Consider the following 16,711-nt stretch of genomic DNA (forward strand, 5'->3'; position numbering starts at 1 on the left):
CAATATTAGACCGAGTTTTACATCACGCAACCGTCGTTTCAATTGTAGGAGATTCTTATAGATTGAAGAATCATTTAACGAAGGAAAACGAGTAATTTTGTACATACTTACGCAAGCGGAAATGTACATATTTGTGTTGACATTTATATTTGGCTTCCTCTTTTGGAATGCCAAGTTGAACGAGAGACTTTATTCTCTTTTTATTGTTCTTCCACTGCTTCCAAATAATTACCCGAATTCTAGAACGGAGCTTTGCGTCTATTGTCCCAAGGATTTTCTTCATGTTGGCTATCTTGAAATAGTTGATCCAACCGAAAATGACTTGTTTCAACTTGATGATTCTTTCATCAAGTGAGATGCCCCAGTTTCTTTTTGTTAGCTGGCGCAGTTTCCTTTGAAATTTCTGAATCGACTTTCCATGTGGTCTTGGTTGAAACCTCTGCTTAGTGGAATCATAATAGAAACCGAATCCTAGAAATTTTGTTTCAATAGGTCCTGAGATTCTACTTTTTTCCGTATTCACTTTCAGTCCCAATTTGTTCTCGATAAATTCTGTAATAGAAGAAAGTACTCTGTTTGCTGCTTTCTCACTTTTGACGAAAATAAGGCTATCATCTGCGTATCTTACGAAACGCAGTCCTCTTGCCTCTAGTTCCTTATCCAGTTCATTCAACATAATATTGCTTAAAAGCGGACTAAGGTTGCCACCTTGCGGTGTTCCGACTGGTGTAGCTTCATACTTTCCATTGACCATCACACCACTTATAAGATATTTCCGTATGAGGGAAATCACATCTCCATCTTTAATCGTATGGGAGATGATTCTCATCAGCTTGTCGTGATGAACTGTATCAAAGAATCGCTCTAAGTCAATATCTACTAACCATTCATGTCCGTCATTTATATATTCCAAGGCCTGGATAATTGCCATTTCGCAGCTTCTTTTTGGTCGGAAACCATAGCTGTATTCGCTGAATTGTTTTTCGAATATGGGGCCGAGTATTTGGCTAATTGCTTGTTGTACCACTCTGTCGACAACTGTTGGAATACCTAGTTTACGCATTTTTCCATTTTCTTTTGGAATCTCGACTCGTAATGCCGGCGTTGGTTGGTATTTCCTTTTCCGAATTTGATCCCGCAGTTCATCCTTATGTTCCCTTAGATGTACCTTCAAATCTTCCACAGTCACTCCGTCTATTCCACTCGTGCCTTTATTACGGTACACTCGCTTATAGGCTTGATTCATATTTTGATTGTTTAGGATTTCTTCTAAAAGCTCCACACTCGTTTCTTCCTTTCCTTTCACGTGACGATAAGACACTTCTCTTTTGAGTATCCTCTGAGATACGCTCATACTTTCCTCATTAACACATTCAGAAGTTTATCTTTCGTGCAATCATGGTGTAGAAACACTATAAATTGTTCAGCCCTTCATGATTTTTATCATTACTATGGCTTCGGCTGACTTCTCACGATAAACCTTTTCCGACCAGCTTTCTTTATAGGGGACTCCTCAGCTGTCCGTGAGACCTCCCAGGGTAAGACAACTATCTTTCCTCTTTTACTCACCTGATTTACTTTATAGGATTACGCACATCTTTTGGACTTTAACTTGTTTAGGAGCCTTATCCACCTATAAAGCCTTGGTATCAGATTTCTGTTCGTTGAGCCAAGATTTTGATACACGCTTCCTTCAGCCCTTACCTCGCGATAAGTACCTTGCGTTTCTCTAGTGGTTAGTTGATGTGTACCCCCACAGTGGACTTTCACCACCTAGATAGTCGCCATGCCTGGCGCACTAAAAAAAGCACTGCATAAATGCAATGCTCATTTGTATTAGTTATCTCGTTTATAAAATTTACTTCTTTTCTTCTTCCACAATTGCCTCTTTAATAGCCTCTGCTATTGCAGTTGCATTTTCTTCTTGTTCCGTTAATTCTTCTGTTGTATGAGAGAGAGTTTCCATAAATTCCATTGACTCTTCTCCCTCTGATGAAGCTGTACCATCATCCAGTGGAGAAGATGCAGTTGGTTTAATAGCTTTTACTTTATCAACTAATTGTCCAGATTGCTCTTGGATTTGCTTAGACAGCTGTGTTGTTTTTTCTTTTGCAGTAGAAGAAAAGTCCATTGTTTTTTCTTTAAGCTGACCGGCTTGTGTGGAAAGGTTTCCACGCAGCTCTGTACCCGTTTTTGGTGCTAATAATAATGCAGTAGTTGCTCCAATAATTCCACCGATTAAAACACCGATTATAAAATCTTTACCATTTACTTCATCATCACGATAAATATCGTCTCTTGAATCATTGTTGTAGTATGGTACTGGTGGGTAATTCGGTTGCCCCTGCTGATTGTAAGATGATTGGTTTGCATAATATTCATGATTATAAGTTGCTTCGTTGTAATTAGGCTTAGTTTGTTTTTGATCTGTCATGTAAATTCCTCCGATTATAGTGGTTTTTGGTTGTCGTTTTCGTAAGTATAATACCCAGCTCGTTCCAATGCTTTACGTTCTTTCCATTTGTCACGGACACCTAGTAAAACGTTACTCCATTGCACTACCTGAGCAATTTTTTCTTCATTCTTCTCGACTTCAGAGGTAACAGAAGTTGTTAAGCGTTGGATAGAATGATTAAATCCATTAACAGAAGTTCCCACATTTTTAACTGCATCCACAACAGTATTTAACTTCACCGATTTAGCTTGAATGTCTTCTGCTAAACCATTTGTTTTATGAAGAAGTTCAGCTGTTTCTTTTGTCATGTTTTGCAAATTTGTTTCCAAGCCATCTAATGTGTCTGCAACATTATTTAGCGTTTTCTTTACTGAAAATAATGTCATTGCTAAACTAATACAAAGTATCAGAAATGCAACAGCAGCTATAATAGCGGCTATGTATAAAAGATTTTCCATTGTTCATCCTCCTAAAACTAATATGTCTTAATACATTTTTACCCTAATCAAATCAAATTAAACTTCCTACCTATACTATACTACGTTTCTTTTAAATATCCTTTAAAAAAAGCTTAATCCAGATAGGATTAAGCTTTTTTTATTTATTTAATTTTGCTTCAAACGCTTGTTGATACTTTTGTACGTCTCCTGCTCCCATAAATAAGAATACAGAATTTTCATTTGCTTGCAAATCCCCTACAGATTCTTCTGTTAGAATATGACTTCCTTCAATAATATCTCCCAGGGTTTCAATTGTTAAATTGCCTGCATTTTCTCTTGCAGATCCAAAAATATCACATAAATAGACTTGATCGGCCAAACTCAAAGACTCACTGAATTCTTGTAAAAATTTTTGAGTTCTTGTAAAAGTATGTGGCTGGAAAATCGCAATAATTTGATGAGTTGGATATTTTTGTCTAGCCGACTGAATAGTAGCTTTTATTTCTGTCGGATGATGTGCATAATCATCAATGATAATATCATTACCTATTATAGTCTCCGTAAACCGCCTTTTTACCCCTTCAAATGACTCTAAACCTTTTTGAATAGTATCTGCAGGGACTCCTTCATAGTTGCACAGAGTGATTACTGCAAGAGCATTTTGGATGGTATGGTCACCGAACATTGGTATAAAGAAACGATCATAAAACTCGTTGCGTACAAATACATCAAAAGATGTACCTTTTGGTGTTATTTCAATATTGCGTGCAGCAAAATCATTATGTTCTCCAAAACCGTAGTATACAACCGGAACTTCCGATTTTATCTGTTGCAAGTATTTGTCATCTCCACAAGCAAAGATCCCTTTTTTCACTTGCATCGCCATTGACTGAAATGCCTGGTATACATCATCAATATCTTCAAAATAATCCGGATGATCAAAATCAACATTTGTCATGATTGCATAATCCGGATTATACGCTAGAAAATGACGGCGATATTCGCATGCCTCAAACACAAAATTAGACGCGTTTGGCATACCTTTTCCAGTACCATCACCTATTAAATAGGATGTGGCTTCGTATCCACTTAATACATGGGATAACAAACCGGTAGTCGATGTTTTTCCATGAGCACCAGTAACTGCTATAGAAGTAAACTTACTCATATAATCCCCTAAGAAATCATGGTAACGAATTATCTCTAAGCCAATTTCTCTAGCTTTAACTAACTCAGGATGACTGTCGGGAAATGCATTTCCAGCAATAACAGTCATTCCCTCTTTTATATTCGATTCATCAAATAATAATATTTCTATATTTCGCTCATGTAATGGTTTTTCAGTAAAAAAATATTTTTCAATATCAGAACCTTGTACTTCATAGCCTGTATCATGCAAAATTTGCGCTAACGGGCTCATTCCAGACCCTTTAATGCCTGTAAAATGATACTTTGTCATACGTAGAAACCTCCTGGGATTAGCCCCAATTATATACATTAAATATCTCATTCGCCTATTTAGACGTACTTATCATTATATCACTATTTCTTGTAAAAATTCATAAACAGTTTTAACTAAATATTTCCTCTAGTGTTTCACTCGTTAATAGTACATCTCTTGCTTTACTACCTCTTTGTTCCGTAATATAACCATTTTCATACATGGCATCTATTAAGCGAGCTGCACGGTTATATCCTAGATGATACTTTCGTTGTAATAACGAAGTGGAGGCTGTTCCTTGTTCTACGATAAAACGGCAAGCCTCTTCAAATAACTCATCCTGTTCAGAGGTAATTTCTTTTTGGAGAAGTTCCTCTTGTTCAAACATATAAACAGGATTACCCTGACTTCTAGCATATTCAATAACACTTTCAATTTCATCATCTGAGACATATGTACCCTGGATACGAACAGGGCTAGACATCCCGTTCCCTTGATACAACATATCTCCTTTTCCTAGCAAACGTTCTGCTCCCTGTTGATCCAAAATCGTACGAGAATCAATTTGTGAAGATACAGAAAATGCAATACGTGTAGGGATATTAGCTTTGATCAAGCCAGTAATAACGTCTACAGAAGGACGTTGAGTCGCTAACACTAAGTGTATTCCACATGCTCTCGCCTTTTGAGCAATTCGACAAATAGCATCCTCTACTTCCGTAGGAGCCATCATCATTAAATCTGCAAGTTCATCAATAACAATAACAATATAAGGAAGCTTTTGAGCAAATTGTCGCTTCGCCGTTGCAAGCGTGTTATATCTTGTAATATCCCGTACACCGATATGCGCAAATAATTGATATCGTCGTTCCATTTCCTCCACTGCCCATTTCAATGCAGCAGTTGCAGCTTTTACATCCGTAATAACTGGACTAACCAGATGTGGAATATGATTGAACGGTGCAAGCTCAACCATTTTAGGATCTATTAATAATAATTTTACTTCATCTGGTGTTGCTTTATACAACAAACTTACTAATAATGAGTTAATAAATACGGATTTACCAGATCCAGTTGCACCTGCAATGAGACCATGAGGCATTTTACGCAGATCCAATGTGACCGGTTTACCATTTAGATCTAAACCTAATGCAGCTTCAAGAGGCGAATCAGAATCTAAAAATATATCTGTATTTATTACTTCAGATAATCGGACTGCACGAGACTTTCTATTTGGTATCTCAATTCCTATGGAGCTCTTCCCTGGAATTGGTGCTTGAATACGAATATCCTTAGCTGCTAATGCAAGTTTAAGATCATCCGCTAGGTTACGTATTTTACTAACCTTAGTTCCCTGCCCTACTGTTATTTCAAATTGAGTGACTGCTGGTCCCTGTACCATCTGAACAATTTCGCCAGCAACTTGAAAATGAGATAGCGCATCTACTAACTTAAATGCCTGCTCCTCCATCCAATCTTTATCCTCAACATTCATTTCGGGGGGAAGTAAATGACTAAATGAAGGTCTTACATAGGTAGACTTGATTTCTTCTTGCTCTGTTTCCATTAATGGCTCTACTTCCTGCACACTTACTGAAACCTTTTCAATCATTTGTTTTTGTTCCGGCTGAATAGATGGCGTTGTTGTAATTACCGCCTTTTGCGTTATCGGAGAAATTTTGTTTATAGTATCTATTCTATTCAATTTGCTTTTATCTGATTTCAACATTAGAACATTAAAAGGTCTAATGTTTTCTTTCACAGGTTTCACAGCGTCTATGTTGTTAGTATTATGAACCAGATCAATTGTTTCTAGTATTTCCGTCACAGCTACCTCAGCTTGTACAACTTCTCTTGCAACCTCAATTACCTGTACATCATCTTCTAATACCTCAACTACTTGTACAGCTTCTTCTAATGCCTCGATTACCTGTACAACTTCTTCTACTACTTCAATTACTTCTACAGCTTCTTCTACTACTTCAATTACTTGTAAAGTTTCTTCTGTGAAATCAACCGGAAGATTGGCTTCTAGTTCAGTTACAAGCACCAATTCTTCTGTTGCAATAACTTCTCGCTCTTGATTAATAGGTTCCGGATTATATAGTACCTCTGAACTGACTGTTTCCGTTTTTTGTTCTATTTCTTCAAAGATCTCTTTTTCTTTTATTTTATTTTCTGCTACTGATCTGGAAAATCCATAAACCGGTGAAGGAACCTCTGTAGGTTTGAATGGTTTTTTCTTTCGATTTATAACGGGAGGATCCACTACTATTTTTTCCTCCACTATTTTTTTCTCTGCTCGGTGTATGACAGTTGGTTGTGCGCGTTGCTGCCATTTATTTTGAGTATATAATGGTTTATATACAGGTTCTTCGAAATGAGGTTCTTCTTTATATGTTCCAACTATTTTTTCTTCTTTTTTATATCCATTTACTTCTTCATTTTTTTCTTCGTCTGATATTAACGGGAAACGAAAAGGAGCTTTTTTCGTTGCAGAATGTACCGTTTGTTGTTGCTCATTGTATTCATCTTCATATTCTTTTTCATCTGAGGCAAATAATTTTTTTAACCAATTCAAATTCATCACTCTTTCTAAAAGATACTTCTTATTCTACCAATAATAATAGGATACGTCTGTATTTATAAGGTAGAATAGGAAATAAATCATGTGTATTACGCATTTACCTATTTGGAAATGCCACTTAAGTATTTGGTTCAGTAAAATTTATGTATAAATAGTCCTTTTTATAAGTAAACAATATTTGAAAGAAAGTTTCTATCGATCAAATCAAAGGAACATATAAAACATCCTATTTACATTAAATGGCATAAAAAGCTCTCCTCACAACAAAAAAAGCACACCTACGAGGCATGCTTTTCAAGCATTAAACTAAAAATTCACTTCCGACTTCTTCTTGATCTTCCAGAATAAGAATACCTTTTACTTCAGGTGCGTTTGGAATTGCCAATTCTCTTGCCGAGCATAGCATGCCGCTTGAAGCAACACCTCTGAGTTCCGCGTCTTTAATAACCATACCTGAAGGCATTACTGCCCCCACTTTAGCTACCACTACTTTTTGACCTGCTTCTACATTAGGTGCGCCACATACGATTTGTAAAGTCGATTCTCCAATATTTACTTGGCACACTTTTAACTTATCAGCATTTGGATGCTGTTCTAACGAGACTACTTGTCCAACTACAAATTTAGGAGAGAGATCTGCTTCTAATTTAAAAGAAACACCATTTTTCTCTAATATTTGTTGTACGGTTTCTACTAATTCTGTAGTTAACGGAACATTACCTTGTACGTCTAAATCTTTATGCTTACTAAATTCAAAAATGTTTATAGCCAACACTTCGTTTGTTTGTGCATCTTTTACTTGTGTAACATCACCATTTGTTTCGGTAATAACTTTTTCTGTTTTTTCAGGTGTTAATTGGATTAATAATACGTCTCCAACTCCGGGTTTGTTGTAAAAAATATTCATTTGTCTTTGTTCTCCTTTGATACTCGATTTTTCGCCATGATGAATATTGGTTCTAAATCTCCATTTTCGTAGATGAATGATAATGAAGTAATAGGCACGGTTCCTACGGTAAAGAAATGCATCGTCATTTGAGCCAGAACGTCGTAACCTGTTTCATTTCTTATATCACCAATTATCATAACATCTTGATGGGGTACAGAAATAGTCATATCTCCAGTAATTATTTTTTCCATCTCTTTTAATAGCGACTCGTTCAGTATACGACTTGCATCGTACCCGTCATTATTATTAAAGAAATAAAAAATATTGCCTGATACTTCATCTTTTTTAAAGCTATTTTCTAAATTTCTAACTTGGAAAATTGCTCGTTCACGAACTTCTGTCTCCCTAATTTTCCAGTCCGCCAACATTTTTTCATCTAGTAATCTGTAAGTTTTACCAAGATCTACTACATAGTAAATACGTGTTTCTGCTGTATGATCTTTCGTGATAAAACGATTACCTTCATTAGACTTAACCGGAAAAGAAGTGGAACGGATAACTGGATATACCGACAATGATGGATCTATTTCACCGGCCAACTCTTTTTCCATTGCTTGAAATGTTTCGTGTATCGTATACACGACTTCATTAATTGCTACTTCTTTTTTCGTTTCATATTTAGCTAAAATTGGAGGAACCGAAATTTCAATTCCTTTTCCAGTTACTTTATGATTCAATCGAAGCTTATTTGTTTCTCTATTATAATCGTACGCATATATATCCTCGGAAAGCTTTGTTTTTAACAGTTGTACTAGTTCAAGTGCTTTCATTAGTTATCTTTTCCTTTCAATTAACAAAACGGCCCACTAGGTGAACCGTTTGGATGGATTAAATCGATTGAAGAAATGATTCAATTTCTTCTCTAGTTTTACGGTCCTTACTAACAAATCGACCTTTTTCTACGCCATTTTCATATCCTAGAAAACTAGGAATACCAAATATATCAAGCTCAATACATAAATCGATGAACTGATCACGATCTACAGAGATAAAAGTGATATCCGTAAATTTTTCTTCTACCTCTCCCATGAAAGGATCGATGAAATGACAATCGGGACACCAGCCAGCTGTGAATTTAAACACAACTTTTCCTTGCTGCTTTAATTGTTCGAATTGTTCTACTGAAGCCAGATTTTCCATATGTATCACTCCCCTAGTTTGTTGAAATGGACCGAATAATAAGCATCATCTTCTCTAAATTATCCGCAATATCTTGTTGGTCAGAAATAGTGGTTAGCTTAATACCGCCAATACTTGTGATAAGCTCATACTTTTCTTCACTATTTTCAATTATGGCAGCAAATCCAAAACGTCCATTTTGCTCAAATGTTTTTTCTTCTAATACGTTTAGATTGCTATTTGTCGTCATCAAATCATAATATAATTGACTGCTCGGTAATTCATTGGGATTTATAAAGAGAATAAATGAATCATTTCCTTTGGAAAGAATAATATTCGTCTCATTCGATTCTTCCTCTATTGAAAAACCACGAGGGATAAATATATTGATATCATCCATTTTTTCATTTGGCTTTTCTGCATCGCCTTGAAAGGTTATTTTTGCATTCTCAAGCCCATCTACAGTTTGTTCTTGCAAAGAAGAACATCCAGCTAATAAAATGACAGCTAGTGACGCGATCAATAATCGCATCCATTTTCGGGTCATTCTCTTTCCTCCATTCAGTGCATTAACTGCTATATATTTTAACGATGATTACCTACAGTTGCAACTACTTGGACTTATTTGAAAATTCAAATTGCCCTATCAATAATAGCATTATATGCTCGAACATAGCACTTCTATTAACAAATCCATTTGAAAATACTCCAATTGCACCTTCATCATGGCGAATACCGTTCTTATTAGTAAAGACGTCCATTACAGGTCCAAGTTCCGCACCAGCTAGTAACTGTTCAGATATTTCCTTAGGAAGTGGAACTCCAGCTCCTGTAGCCGTAAAAACAGTACCCTTTTGCGTCACCAGTGCCCCCCAATTACAAATGTACATTTGACCGTCTATTACTTGAATGCCACCCTCTAATCCTATCCCAAACAGCGCATCTGTATCTTCCATCAGATATTTGGCACGGTTAATAGCACCTTGCCTAGTTTCTTCCTGACTCATTGGTTGCTCGGAAACATCTGAAGAGACTTCTATATTCTCAAAAATTGCATCTGGATAGTAAACACTAGAAATCGCTTGAACAGCTTTTGTTTTAGCTCTATTTTGTGTACCTATTAATATTTTCATCCATTCATACTCCTCTCTAGATAAAAAGATGCCCTTGAAAAGGCATCTTTTTAATGAATAGTCTACTTACTCTACTTATACGTTCGATTTGATTGTCTCTAAAGTTGTGCGATCGCATGTTTTAACTAGTTTTACTATAAGCTCTTTTGCTGCAGCGTAGTCATCTGTATGAATGATAGAAGCTGATGTATGAATATATCGTGAGCAAATACCAATTACCGCACTTGGGATACCTTCACCCGATGTATGAACACGTCCAGCATCTGTACCACCTTGTGAGATGAAATACTGATATGGAATTTTATGTGTTTCTGCTGTATCTAAAACGAATTCACGCATGCCACGATGCGTCACCATTGTACGGTCGAATATTCGTAGTAGTGCTCCTTTTCCGAGTTGGCCAAATTCATCTTTGTTACCAGAAGCATCATTTGCAGGACTTGCATCTAGGGCAAAGAACAAGTCAGGGTTAATCATATTCGCTGACGCTTGGGCACCACGTAGACCGACTTCCTCCATTACGTTTGCACCAGAATAAAGCATATTTGGTAGCTGCTCGTTTTGTACTTCTTTTAACAGCTCAATTGCTAATCCACAACCATAACGATTGTCCCAAGCCTTCGCCATAATTTTTTTATCATTTGCCATTGGTGTAAAAGGACAAACTGGTAAGATTTGATCACCCGGTTTAATACCCATTTGAAGAGCATCCTCTTTATCATCTGCTCCAACATCAATTAACATGTTTTTTATATCCATCGGTTTGCTTCGAAGTTCATCGCTTAACAAATGGGGAGGAATAGATCCGATTACTCCTGGAACTGTTTGATGCTTAGTGACAACTTCTACTCGTTGAGCAAGTAAAACCTGGCTCCACCAACCACCTAGTGGCTGAAAACGAACCATTCCATTATCTGTGATTCCTGATACCATGAATCCGACTTCATCCATATGACCAGCAACTAAAATTTTCGGACCATTTTCATCGCCTTTTTTAAGCCCAAATATTCCACCTAAATTATCTTGAACAATTTCATCTGAATATTTAGTCAGTTCGCTGCGCATAAAGGCACGAACAGCATATTCATTTCCAGGCGCTCCTGGTAGTTCTGTCAATGTTTTAAATAGCGAGCGTGTTTCTTCATTCATATAAAAAAGCCTCCTAATGCTATATACATAATTATCTCCACTTTCTATTGTAATAAAAGATGGTGTCGTTTACTACGATTAAACTTCGTATACCGAAAAATTTAATCGTAAAGAGGATATATGATACACTAAAATAAATCAGATGGGGAGGAATTCTAATGAAAATAAAAGATTACATGATGGGACTTGGAACTGGTATTGTTATTGGGGTTATTGCCAGCCAAGCTACAACTAAGATGGATTTCAATCGTTCAGCAGAGTTAGTATTAAATGAAATTAAAAATTCTTTCAAAAAAGAGGGTCCAATCGATGGATCCTGGATATATATGACTCCAGAGAAATTTCAAAAAGCAGCCATTAGTATGAATGTGTATAAAGGTGGAATTTCCCGAGTAAAGAATGGGGAAATTGAGCAATTTGAGTTTGCCGCAGATGCAAAAACAGGATCGGTCGTAGATTTGGTGAAAATCTAAGTTTCGAAAGTAATGGCTACTCGTGATTTTTATCATGACTAGCCTTTTTTATTGTCCAAAAAGATTTAGTTGGAATAGGTAAATTATTCCACAAATAAGAGCGATGACAATAACAATGTCACCACTCGTTTTCAATTTACCGACTTCTTTCAACTAAATCCACTATTTCTTTTCCATCTTCGGACCATTTGATCATACGATAGAAGGCATCGTGGTAGAAGCTGAACCAGTAATTATGTTGAAGTGCTTGTTTGACCCATTTTTCTTTCGCATACACAGAAGTCATCGGAAAATCATCATACGCTAGCACCCAAAGTGAGTTTTGGTGAGCATGGGTAGGCATTAGATCGGCCATATGTATGACAGTATCCTCCGCTTGTTTAAATACCACAATACTATGTCCATTACTATGACCACCGGTGTGAATCATTTCGATTCCTTCTATTACCACGAAAGAATCAGTGAACGGTATCACTTGGCTCTCAATTGGCTCCCAATTTTCTTTCCAATATGTGTTTTTGGAACGAATATTAGGATTTTTCATCTCTTGCCATTCCACATCGGAAACATATATTTTTGCATTCGGAAAAGTGGAAACAATTTGGTCTCCTTGCCACTTAGTCAGTCCACAGGCGTGATCGAAATGAAGATGAGTCATCATAACAATGTGGATATCCTCTGGTAATAATCCTAATGAGACTAGATTATCTTCTACTTGAGATTGATCGGATACACCATAGTTTCGTAATTGCTTCTCAGTCATTTTCCGATAACCTAAACCTGATTCCATTAAAATATTTTGTCCCTTATATTGGATAAGTAATGGATCAGATGGCAGTTCAATTTGGTTTTTCTCATTGACTGGATATTTCTTTTCCCATAATGGTTTTGGAACCACTCCAAACATGGCACCCCCGTCCATATAAGTTGTCCCACCCTTTAACCATGTGAATGACATTTCATGAAATTTAAACTTATCCATTCTTCCACGCCCCTTATTTTAAATATGCCTAAACGTATTTAGCTTCTACTCGGTATATCGGCTGTCCTTTTGCGGAAAACTTTTCTTCATATTCCGTCATAACATTGTCTTCCGGCATATTAACATGCAAATCGAGGGAGACATCTTTGATAATCATTCCAAAGGCTGACATACTCGTTAACGAGTATTCAAATAAACCTCGATTATCCGTCTTGAAATGAATTTCTGCATGGTCTACTAAAATGGACTTGTATAATTCTAAAAACTCAGCATGTGTTAAGCGTCTTTTAGCATGCCTATTTTTTGGCCATGGATCAGAGAAATTTAAATACACACGATGTATGTCATTTTTTTCAAAATACTTCGCTAAATCTGCACCATTCACTTTCAATAATCGTAAATTTGGCAAAGGTTGTGCTGCAATGGCATTTTCCAAAGCGGACACAATCACACTGTCATATAGCTCGATACCAATGTAATTGATAGTCGGATTTTGCTTGGCCATACCTGTAACAAACTGTCCTTTTCCTGAACCTACTTCAATGTGAAGTGGATGATTATTCTTAAATTCAACATCCCATTTTCCTTTTATTTCTTCTGGATTTGGGATAACTATTTCGGGATGAGCATTGATAAAATCCTCTGCCCATGGTTTATTTCTTAGCCTCATCATTCAAACTCCTTTTTCTTTAACGGTTTGCTAAATTCCATGCATTTGCTACTACTGAACATGTGTAAGTTGTATCTTTTTCGGTTACGCAAGAAAACTCTCCATCTACATGGCCAAACACTTCATCGTGAATAACTATATTAAAATCGGATGCTTGAAACTGTGTCACTTCTTTAAATTTAGTATGTTTTCCAAAGAATACTGTACCAAAAACAAATAATAATTTCCATCTTGATAATTTATTTACGACTGTTAGCTCTAGTAATTGATCATTAGGAATAGACGATGGAGAGATTTTCATTCCTCCTCCAAAATATGGCTGATTGCAAACTACAAAAAACCACACATCATCAAATCGGGTAACTGCTTCTTTATTATGTAAGGTAAAAGAAAATGTCTTAAACGCAAATAATTCTTTCATAAGATATAATATGTATGCAAGTTTACCGAGCCTTAATAGGTTTAACCTACTTTTCCATGCAGAATAATTTGCTAGGTACGCAACTTTTGCATCAAAGCCAAATCCTGCATTATTGACAAACTTGTATGCTGAATCAGAAGTTTTTACGCTACCGATGTCCATCTTCGCGTGGTGACTACTAACAGCAAACTCCTGTAAATCTTTTAAACTATGAAAAACTGAAAATGTGCGGCCAAAGTCATTTCCACTGCCTGCAGCGATTATACCAATTCGAACATGCTCAAAACCAACTACACCAATGATGATTTCATGAATTGTACCATCACCACCAACACCAACTAATAGCAAATCATCCATCGATTCCGCACAATTTTTCGCTATTTCCGTGGCATGGTCTTCTCTTTCTGTTATAAAAACCGTGTGAGGAAAATCGATAGCATCTTTCCATTTTTTCCACACCTTTTTGCCTAATCCGTTCCCTGCATACTCATTTACAATAAACACTATATTACTCATCGGATTCCTCACTACCTATATCCCAACTAGATCTGGAATACGAAGTGGTTTGTACTAGATCCAAAATCGCTTGTGCAGCTTTAAATTGCATATGCTTCATCGGAGAATGGGAAGATTTCAAGGATAAAAACCATTCTGAAAATTTTCTAGTGTCGATAAATTCCGTGTGAAATGAGTTTCCTGGATAATCAATATAGCCATTTCTGGAAAGAATTACTTTTTTTATCGGTAGATCTATTTCTTGCTTTTGAAAAATCTGTGCCAAAATAGATTCCATTCGATTAAGATTAATCGTAGGATTTAATATTTTCTTTTCTTCTTTCCCACTTTTTTTAAGCCAGAATCGTTCTCCACTGCCTATAAATGCATCGGAATCTTTGTCCTCCAGAACTACAATACACACAACTTCAGTAGGAAGTATAAGTATAATATCTAACTCGATTGGTGCTTTTTTAAGTTTTAGAATAGGATAATAAAACAAAAAATAATTATCCGGTAGCTTCTGCGTTAAATCCCTCAGCAAAGAATCACGCATATATTTTGGATCTATATAAGACTTTTCACGTAAAGTGGAGCTTGCCCATTTTAGTTGAAAATGAAATAGCTGATCTAAATACATTCGCTTTAACTCTTCTTTTGTTTTAGGTTTATATACTAGTTTGGGTTCAAAAAGTAACGTGGTAGATTCTTCAGGTATCGGTATATCTTCCGTCAATTCGTCATTTTGCCAGTCTATACTTTCTGCCATTTCTTTTTTATGCTTTGGAAAAAGAATAGAGAAAAGCGATTTTTTCTTGTATTCAACAACAACCTCCTCTTCTTTTTCGATCCAATCAGAATTAAATGAACCTCGCTCCCACCCTTCCTTTGTTCGATCCCACTGTTGTTTCTTTAATCGCACAAACTGAGTAGGGTATCTTTTTAAATCAATTTGATACCGAGAAACATAATCTTGTAATTTAACAAGTTGGGCCATTCTTTCCCCCCCTTCCCCACTGAATTGTACTAATTTCCTCGTAACGCGGAGATTGATTTGCATTTATTGTATAAATAGAGAAGTTTAGAACGTTAAAGGTCAAATCAGGTAGTGTAAACTCTGTTAAATGCACCGATTCTTTGGAGGCCCATTTTTTTGCGATGGTAATATGGGCAGTAAACTCGCTTTTTTTCTGTAGATCTATTATTTCCGCTAACTGCTGTACAATTTTTTGTTGTAATAATTGCAAAAGATTACTTTTTTCTAAGGCTGTATATACAACACGCGGAGTGGCTTCACTTCCAAAATGTGCCACTCCTTGTGTAGTTAGTTCAAACGGTTCCCATTCTAAATGATGAAGCGAGTGAATAATTTGCTCTAATCTACTATCTGCTACATTCCCTAAGTAATAGAGCGTAATATGAAGATCCTCTGTTACGGGTAATATTTTATGTGTCTGTCGTAAATTTGTTTTATCACGCTGTTGAATAATTGCATTTGCTACCTGCTGTGGAACCTTTATCGCGATAAAATAATGCTTGGTCATATTTTAACGGACGATGGAATTCTTTTTTCAAAAGCTTCTTGAATTTTTTCGGTCCATTCGCCACGTTTTCCGTTACCAATGAATCGATCGTCAATAGAAATTACAGGCATTACTTCTGCGTTGGTAGAAGACATAATCATTTCATCCATTTCTAGTGCTTGTGCTTTTGTAAATGCCTCTTCAACAACCGGTAGCCCAACTTCTTCACAGCAGTTTAAAATTACTTGGCGAGTAATTCCATTAAGTATTAAATTGCTAACTGGATGTGTATATAAAACTCCATCCTTAATACCGTACATATTAGAAGATGAACCTTCTGTAATCGTTTCTCCACGATGTAATACCGCCTCATAGCAGTCTTTACTAATAGCTTCCTGTTTCGCAAGAACATTTCCTAATAAATTTAACGATTTGATATCACAACGTAACCAGCGGACATCCTCTACGAAGCAAGCTTTAACTCCATTTTCTAATTGTGTAAGTGGACGTGTCGTTTCTTTTGTATATGCTGTTAATACAGATTCAACCGATGGAACTGGGAAATTATGTTGGCGCATGCTAGTACCACGTGTTACTTGAAGGTAGACTTGCCCATCTTGAAGCTCGTTCATTTCAATAAGATCGTGAAGCATTTTATGCATGACGTCTTTTGTATATGAAATGACTAGTTGAATTTTATCCGCACTCGCATACAATCGATCAATATGCTCAGTTGCAGTGAACATATCTCCGTTATAAATTTTAATCACTTCATAAATTCCATCACCAAATTGATAGCCACGATCTTCGTAGCCAATTTTCACATCTTCTTCTTGAACAAATTGATCATTCCATAATACTTTTACCATGTTTA

The 16,711-nt window shown here is 36.3% G+C and carries 19 protein-coding genes; 2 read left to right on the forward strand and 17 right to left on the reverse strand.

Annotation, left to right across the window (positions count from 1 at the left end; all coding sequences use genetic code 11):
* The coding region (locus LDK52_RS11680) for an ATP-binding protein (RefSeq protein WP_277586213.1) at positions 1-95 on the forward strand (95 nt) is incomplete at its 5' end.
* Here the strand turns inward: LDK52_RS11680 and ltrA are convergent.
* The 11 genes from ltrA to LDK52_RS11735 form a co-directional block, all read right to left on the reverse strand.
* On the reverse strand, positions 71-1,354 hold the full coding sequence (gene ltrA / locus LDK52_RS11685; protein WP_277586151.1) for a group II intron reverse transcriptase/maturase: 1,284 nt from the start codon (positions 1,352-1,354) through the stop codon (positions 71-73). The two genes, LDK52_RS11680 and ltrA, sit on opposite strands and share 25 nt — an antisense overlap.
* A gap of 504 nt (positions 1,355-1,858) precedes the next feature.
* On the reverse strand, positions 1,859-2,434 hold the full coding sequence (locus LDK52_RS11690; protein WP_277586152.1) for a YtxH domain-containing protein: 576 nt from the start codon (positions 2,432-2,434) through the stop codon (positions 1,859-1,861).
* Between the two features lie 14 nt (positions 2,435-2,448).
* Entirely contained in the window at positions 2,449-2,913 is a 465-nt protein-coding gene (locus tag LDK52_RS11695) for a DUF948 domain-containing protein (protein ID WP_277586153.1), read from the reverse strand.
* A gap of 139 nt (positions 2,914-3,052) precedes the next feature.
* On the reverse strand, positions 3,053-4,354 hold the full coding sequence (gene murC / locus LDK52_RS11700) for a UDP-N-acetylmuramate--L-alanine ligase (protein WP_277586154.1): 1,302 nt from the start codon (positions 4,352-4,354) through the stop codon (positions 3,053-3,055).
* 112 nt (positions 4,355-4,466) lie between these two features.
* Entirely contained in the window at positions 4,467-6,917 is a 2,451-nt protein-coding gene (locus tag LDK52_RS11705; RefSeq protein WP_277586155.1) for a DNA translocase FtsK, read from the reverse strand.
* A 307-nt stretch (positions 6,918-7,224) separates the two neighbouring features.
* Entirely contained in the window at positions 7,225-7,830 is a 606-nt protein-coding gene (gene ytpR, locus LDK52_RS11710) for a YtpR family tRNA-binding protein (RefSeq protein WP_277586156.1), read from the reverse strand.
* Positions 7,827-8,642 (reverse strand): DUF1444 family protein, encoded by an 816-nt coding sequence (locus LDK52_RS11715; RefSeq protein ID WP_277586157.1) that lies wholly within the window; start codon positions 8,640-8,642, stop codon positions 7,827-7,829. The genes ytpR and LDK52_RS11715 overlap by 4 nt, the downstream gene beginning before the upstream one ends.
* Positions 8,643-8,700: 58 nt before the next feature.
* Positions 8,701-9,012, reverse strand: a complete 312-nt coding sequence (locus LDK52_RS11720) for a thioredoxin family protein (protein WP_277586158.1) — start codon at positions 9,010-9,012, stop codon at positions 8,701-8,703.
* 13 nt (positions 9,013-9,025) lie between these two features.
* Positions 9,026-9,538 carry a hypothetical protein gene (locus LDK52_RS11725; RefSeq protein WP_277586159.1) on the reverse strand — a complete coding sequence of 171 codons (513 nt, stop codon included), beginning with the start codon at positions 9,536-9,538 and terminating at the stop codon, positions 9,026-9,028.
* 64 nt (positions 9,539-9,602) lie between these two features.
* On the reverse strand, positions 9,603-10,124 hold the full coding sequence (locus LDK52_RS11730; RefSeq protein WP_277586160.1) for a DUF84 family protein: 522 nt from the start codon (positions 10,122-10,124) through the stop codon (positions 9,603-9,605).
* Positions 10,125-10,199: 75 nt separating this feature from the next.
* Positions 10,200-11,273, reverse strand: a complete 1,074-nt coding sequence (locus LDK52_RS11735) for a M42 family metallopeptidase (protein ID WP_277586161.1) — start codon at positions 11,271-11,273, stop codon at positions 10,200-10,202.
* 158 nt (positions 11,274-11,431) lie between these two features.
* Between LDK52_RS11735 and LDK52_RS11740 the strand changes: the two genes are divergently transcribed.
* A complete protein-coding gene (locus tag LDK52_RS11740; RefSeq protein WP_277586162.1) occupies positions 11,432-11,746 on the forward strand; it encodes a hypothetical protein in 315 nt (104 codons plus the stop codon).
* Between the two features lie 136 nt (positions 11,747-11,882).
* On the opposite strand, the gene LDK52_RS11745 is transcribed toward LDK52_RS11740, so the two are convergent.
* Genes LDK52_RS11745 through dat form a run of 6 tightly spaced genes read right to left on the reverse strand, consistent with a single transcriptional unit; the run spans position 11,883 to position 16,706 of the window.
* Positions 11,883-12,728 (reverse strand): YtnP family quorum-quenching lactonase, encoded by an 846-nt coding sequence (locus LDK52_RS11745; RefSeq protein WP_277586163.1) that lies wholly within the window; start codon positions 12,726-12,728, stop codon positions 11,883-11,885.
* A gap of 28 nt (positions 12,729-12,756) precedes the next feature.
* On the reverse strand, positions 12,757-13,398 hold the full coding sequence (gene trmB / locus LDK52_RS11750; RefSeq protein ID WP_277586164.1) for a tRNA (guanosine(46)-N7)-methyltransferase TrmB: 642 nt from the start codon (positions 13,396-13,398) through the stop codon (positions 12,757-12,759).
* Between the two features lie 19 nt (positions 13,399-13,417).
* Positions 13,418-14,335, reverse strand: coding sequence for a diacylglycerol/lipid kinase family protein (locus LDK52_RS11755; protein ID WP_277586165.1), 918 nt, complete (start codon positions 14,333-14,335; stop codon positions 13,418-13,420).
* Positions 14,328-15,311, reverse strand: coding sequence for a nuclease-related domain-containing protein (locus tag LDK52_RS11760; RefSeq protein WP_277586166.1), 984 nt, complete (start codon positions 15,309-15,311; stop codon positions 14,328-14,330). The genes LDK52_RS11755 and LDK52_RS11760 overlap by 8 nt, the downstream gene beginning before the upstream one ends.
* Entirely contained in the window at positions 15,295-15,858 is a 564-nt protein-coding gene (thpR, locus tag LDK52_RS11765; RefSeq protein WP_277586167.1) for an RNA 2',3'-cyclic phosphodiesterase, read from the reverse strand. Before thpR ends, LDK52_RS11760 begins: the two co-directional genes overlap by 17 nt.
* A complete protein-coding gene (gene dat / locus LDK52_RS11770; protein WP_277586168.1) occupies positions 15,855-16,706 on the reverse strand; it encodes a D-amino-acid transaminase in 852 nt (283 codons plus the stop codon). The genes thpR and dat overlap by 4 nt, the downstream gene beginning before the upstream one ends.
* Between the last annotated feature and the right edge of the window lie 5 nt (positions 16,707-16,711).

The sequence above is a fragment of the Psychrobacillus antarcticus genome (genome assembly GCF_029533155.1).
In the GTDB taxonomy this organism is placed as follows: Bacteria; Bacillota; Bacilli; order Bacillales_A; family Planococcaceae; genus Psychrobacillus; species Psychrobacillus antarcticus.

Excerpts from the sequence above, each read along its gene's own strand:
- ltrA (WP_277586151.1), bottom strand. The coding sequence starts at position 1,354 with ATGAGCGTATCTCAGAGGATACTCAAAAGAGAAGTGTCTTATCGTCAC.
- LDK52_RS11690 (WP_277586152.1), bottom strand. The coding sequence starts at position 2,434 with ATGACAGATCAAAAACAAACTAAGCCTAATTACAACGAAGCAACTTAT.
- LDK52_RS11695 (WP_277586153.1), bottom strand. The coding sequence starts at position 2,913 with ATGGAAAATCTTTTATACATAGCCGCTATTATAGCTGCTGTTGCATTT.
- murC (WP_277586154.1), bottom strand. The coding sequence starts at position 4,354 with ATGACAAAGTATCATTTTACAGGCATTAAAGGGTCTGGAATGAGCCCG.
- ytpR (WP_277586156.1), bottom strand. The coding sequence starts at position 7,830 with ATGAATATTTTTTACAACAAACCCGGAGTTGGAGACGTATTATTAATC.
- LDK52_RS11715 (WP_277586157.1), bottom strand. The coding sequence starts at position 8,642 with ATGAAAGCACTTGAACTAGTACAACTGTTAAAAACAAAGCTTTCCGAG.
- LDK52_RS11720 (WP_277586158.1), bottom strand. The coding sequence starts at position 9,012 with ATGGAAAATCTGGCTTCAGTAGAACAATTCGAACAATTAAAGCAGCAA.
- LDK52_RS11725 (WP_277586159.1), bottom strand. The coding sequence starts at position 9,538 with ATGACCCGAAAATGGATGCGATTATTGATCGCGTCACTAGCTGTCATT.
- LDK52_RS11730 (WP_277586160.1), bottom strand. The coding sequence starts at position 10,124 with ATGAAAATATTAATAGGTACACAAAATAGAGCTAAAACAAAAGCTGTT.
- LDK52_RS11735 (WP_277586161.1), bottom strand. The coding sequence starts at position 11,273 with ATGAATGAAGAAACACGCTCGCTATTTAAAACATTGACAGAACTACCA.
- LDK52_RS11740 (WP_277586162.1), top strand. The coding sequence starts at position 11,432 with ATGAAAATAAAAGATTACATGATGGGACTTGGAACTGGTATTGTTATT.
- LDK52_RS11745 (WP_277586163.1), bottom strand. The coding sequence starts at position 12,728 with ATGGATAAGTTTAAATTTCATGAAATGTCATTCACATGGTTAAAGGGT.
- trmB (WP_277586164.1), bottom strand. The coding sequence starts at position 13,398 with ATGAGGCTAAGAAATAAACCATGGGCAGAGGATTTTATCAATGCTCAT.
- LDK52_RS11755 (WP_277586165.1), bottom strand. The coding sequence starts at position 14,335 with ATGAGTAATATAGTGTTTATTGTAAATGAGTATGCAGGGAACGGATTA.
- LDK52_RS11760 (WP_277586166.1), bottom strand. The coding sequence starts at position 15,311 with ATGGCCCAACTTGTTAAATTACAAGATTATGTTTCTCGGTATCAAATT.
- thpR (WP_277586167.1), bottom strand. The coding sequence starts at position 15,858 with ATGACCAAGCATTATTTTATCGCGATAAAGGTTCCACAGCAGGTAGCA.
- dat (WP_277586168.1), bottom strand. The coding sequence starts at position 16,706 with ATGGTAAAAGTATTATGGAATGATCAATTTGTTCAAGAAGAAGATGTG.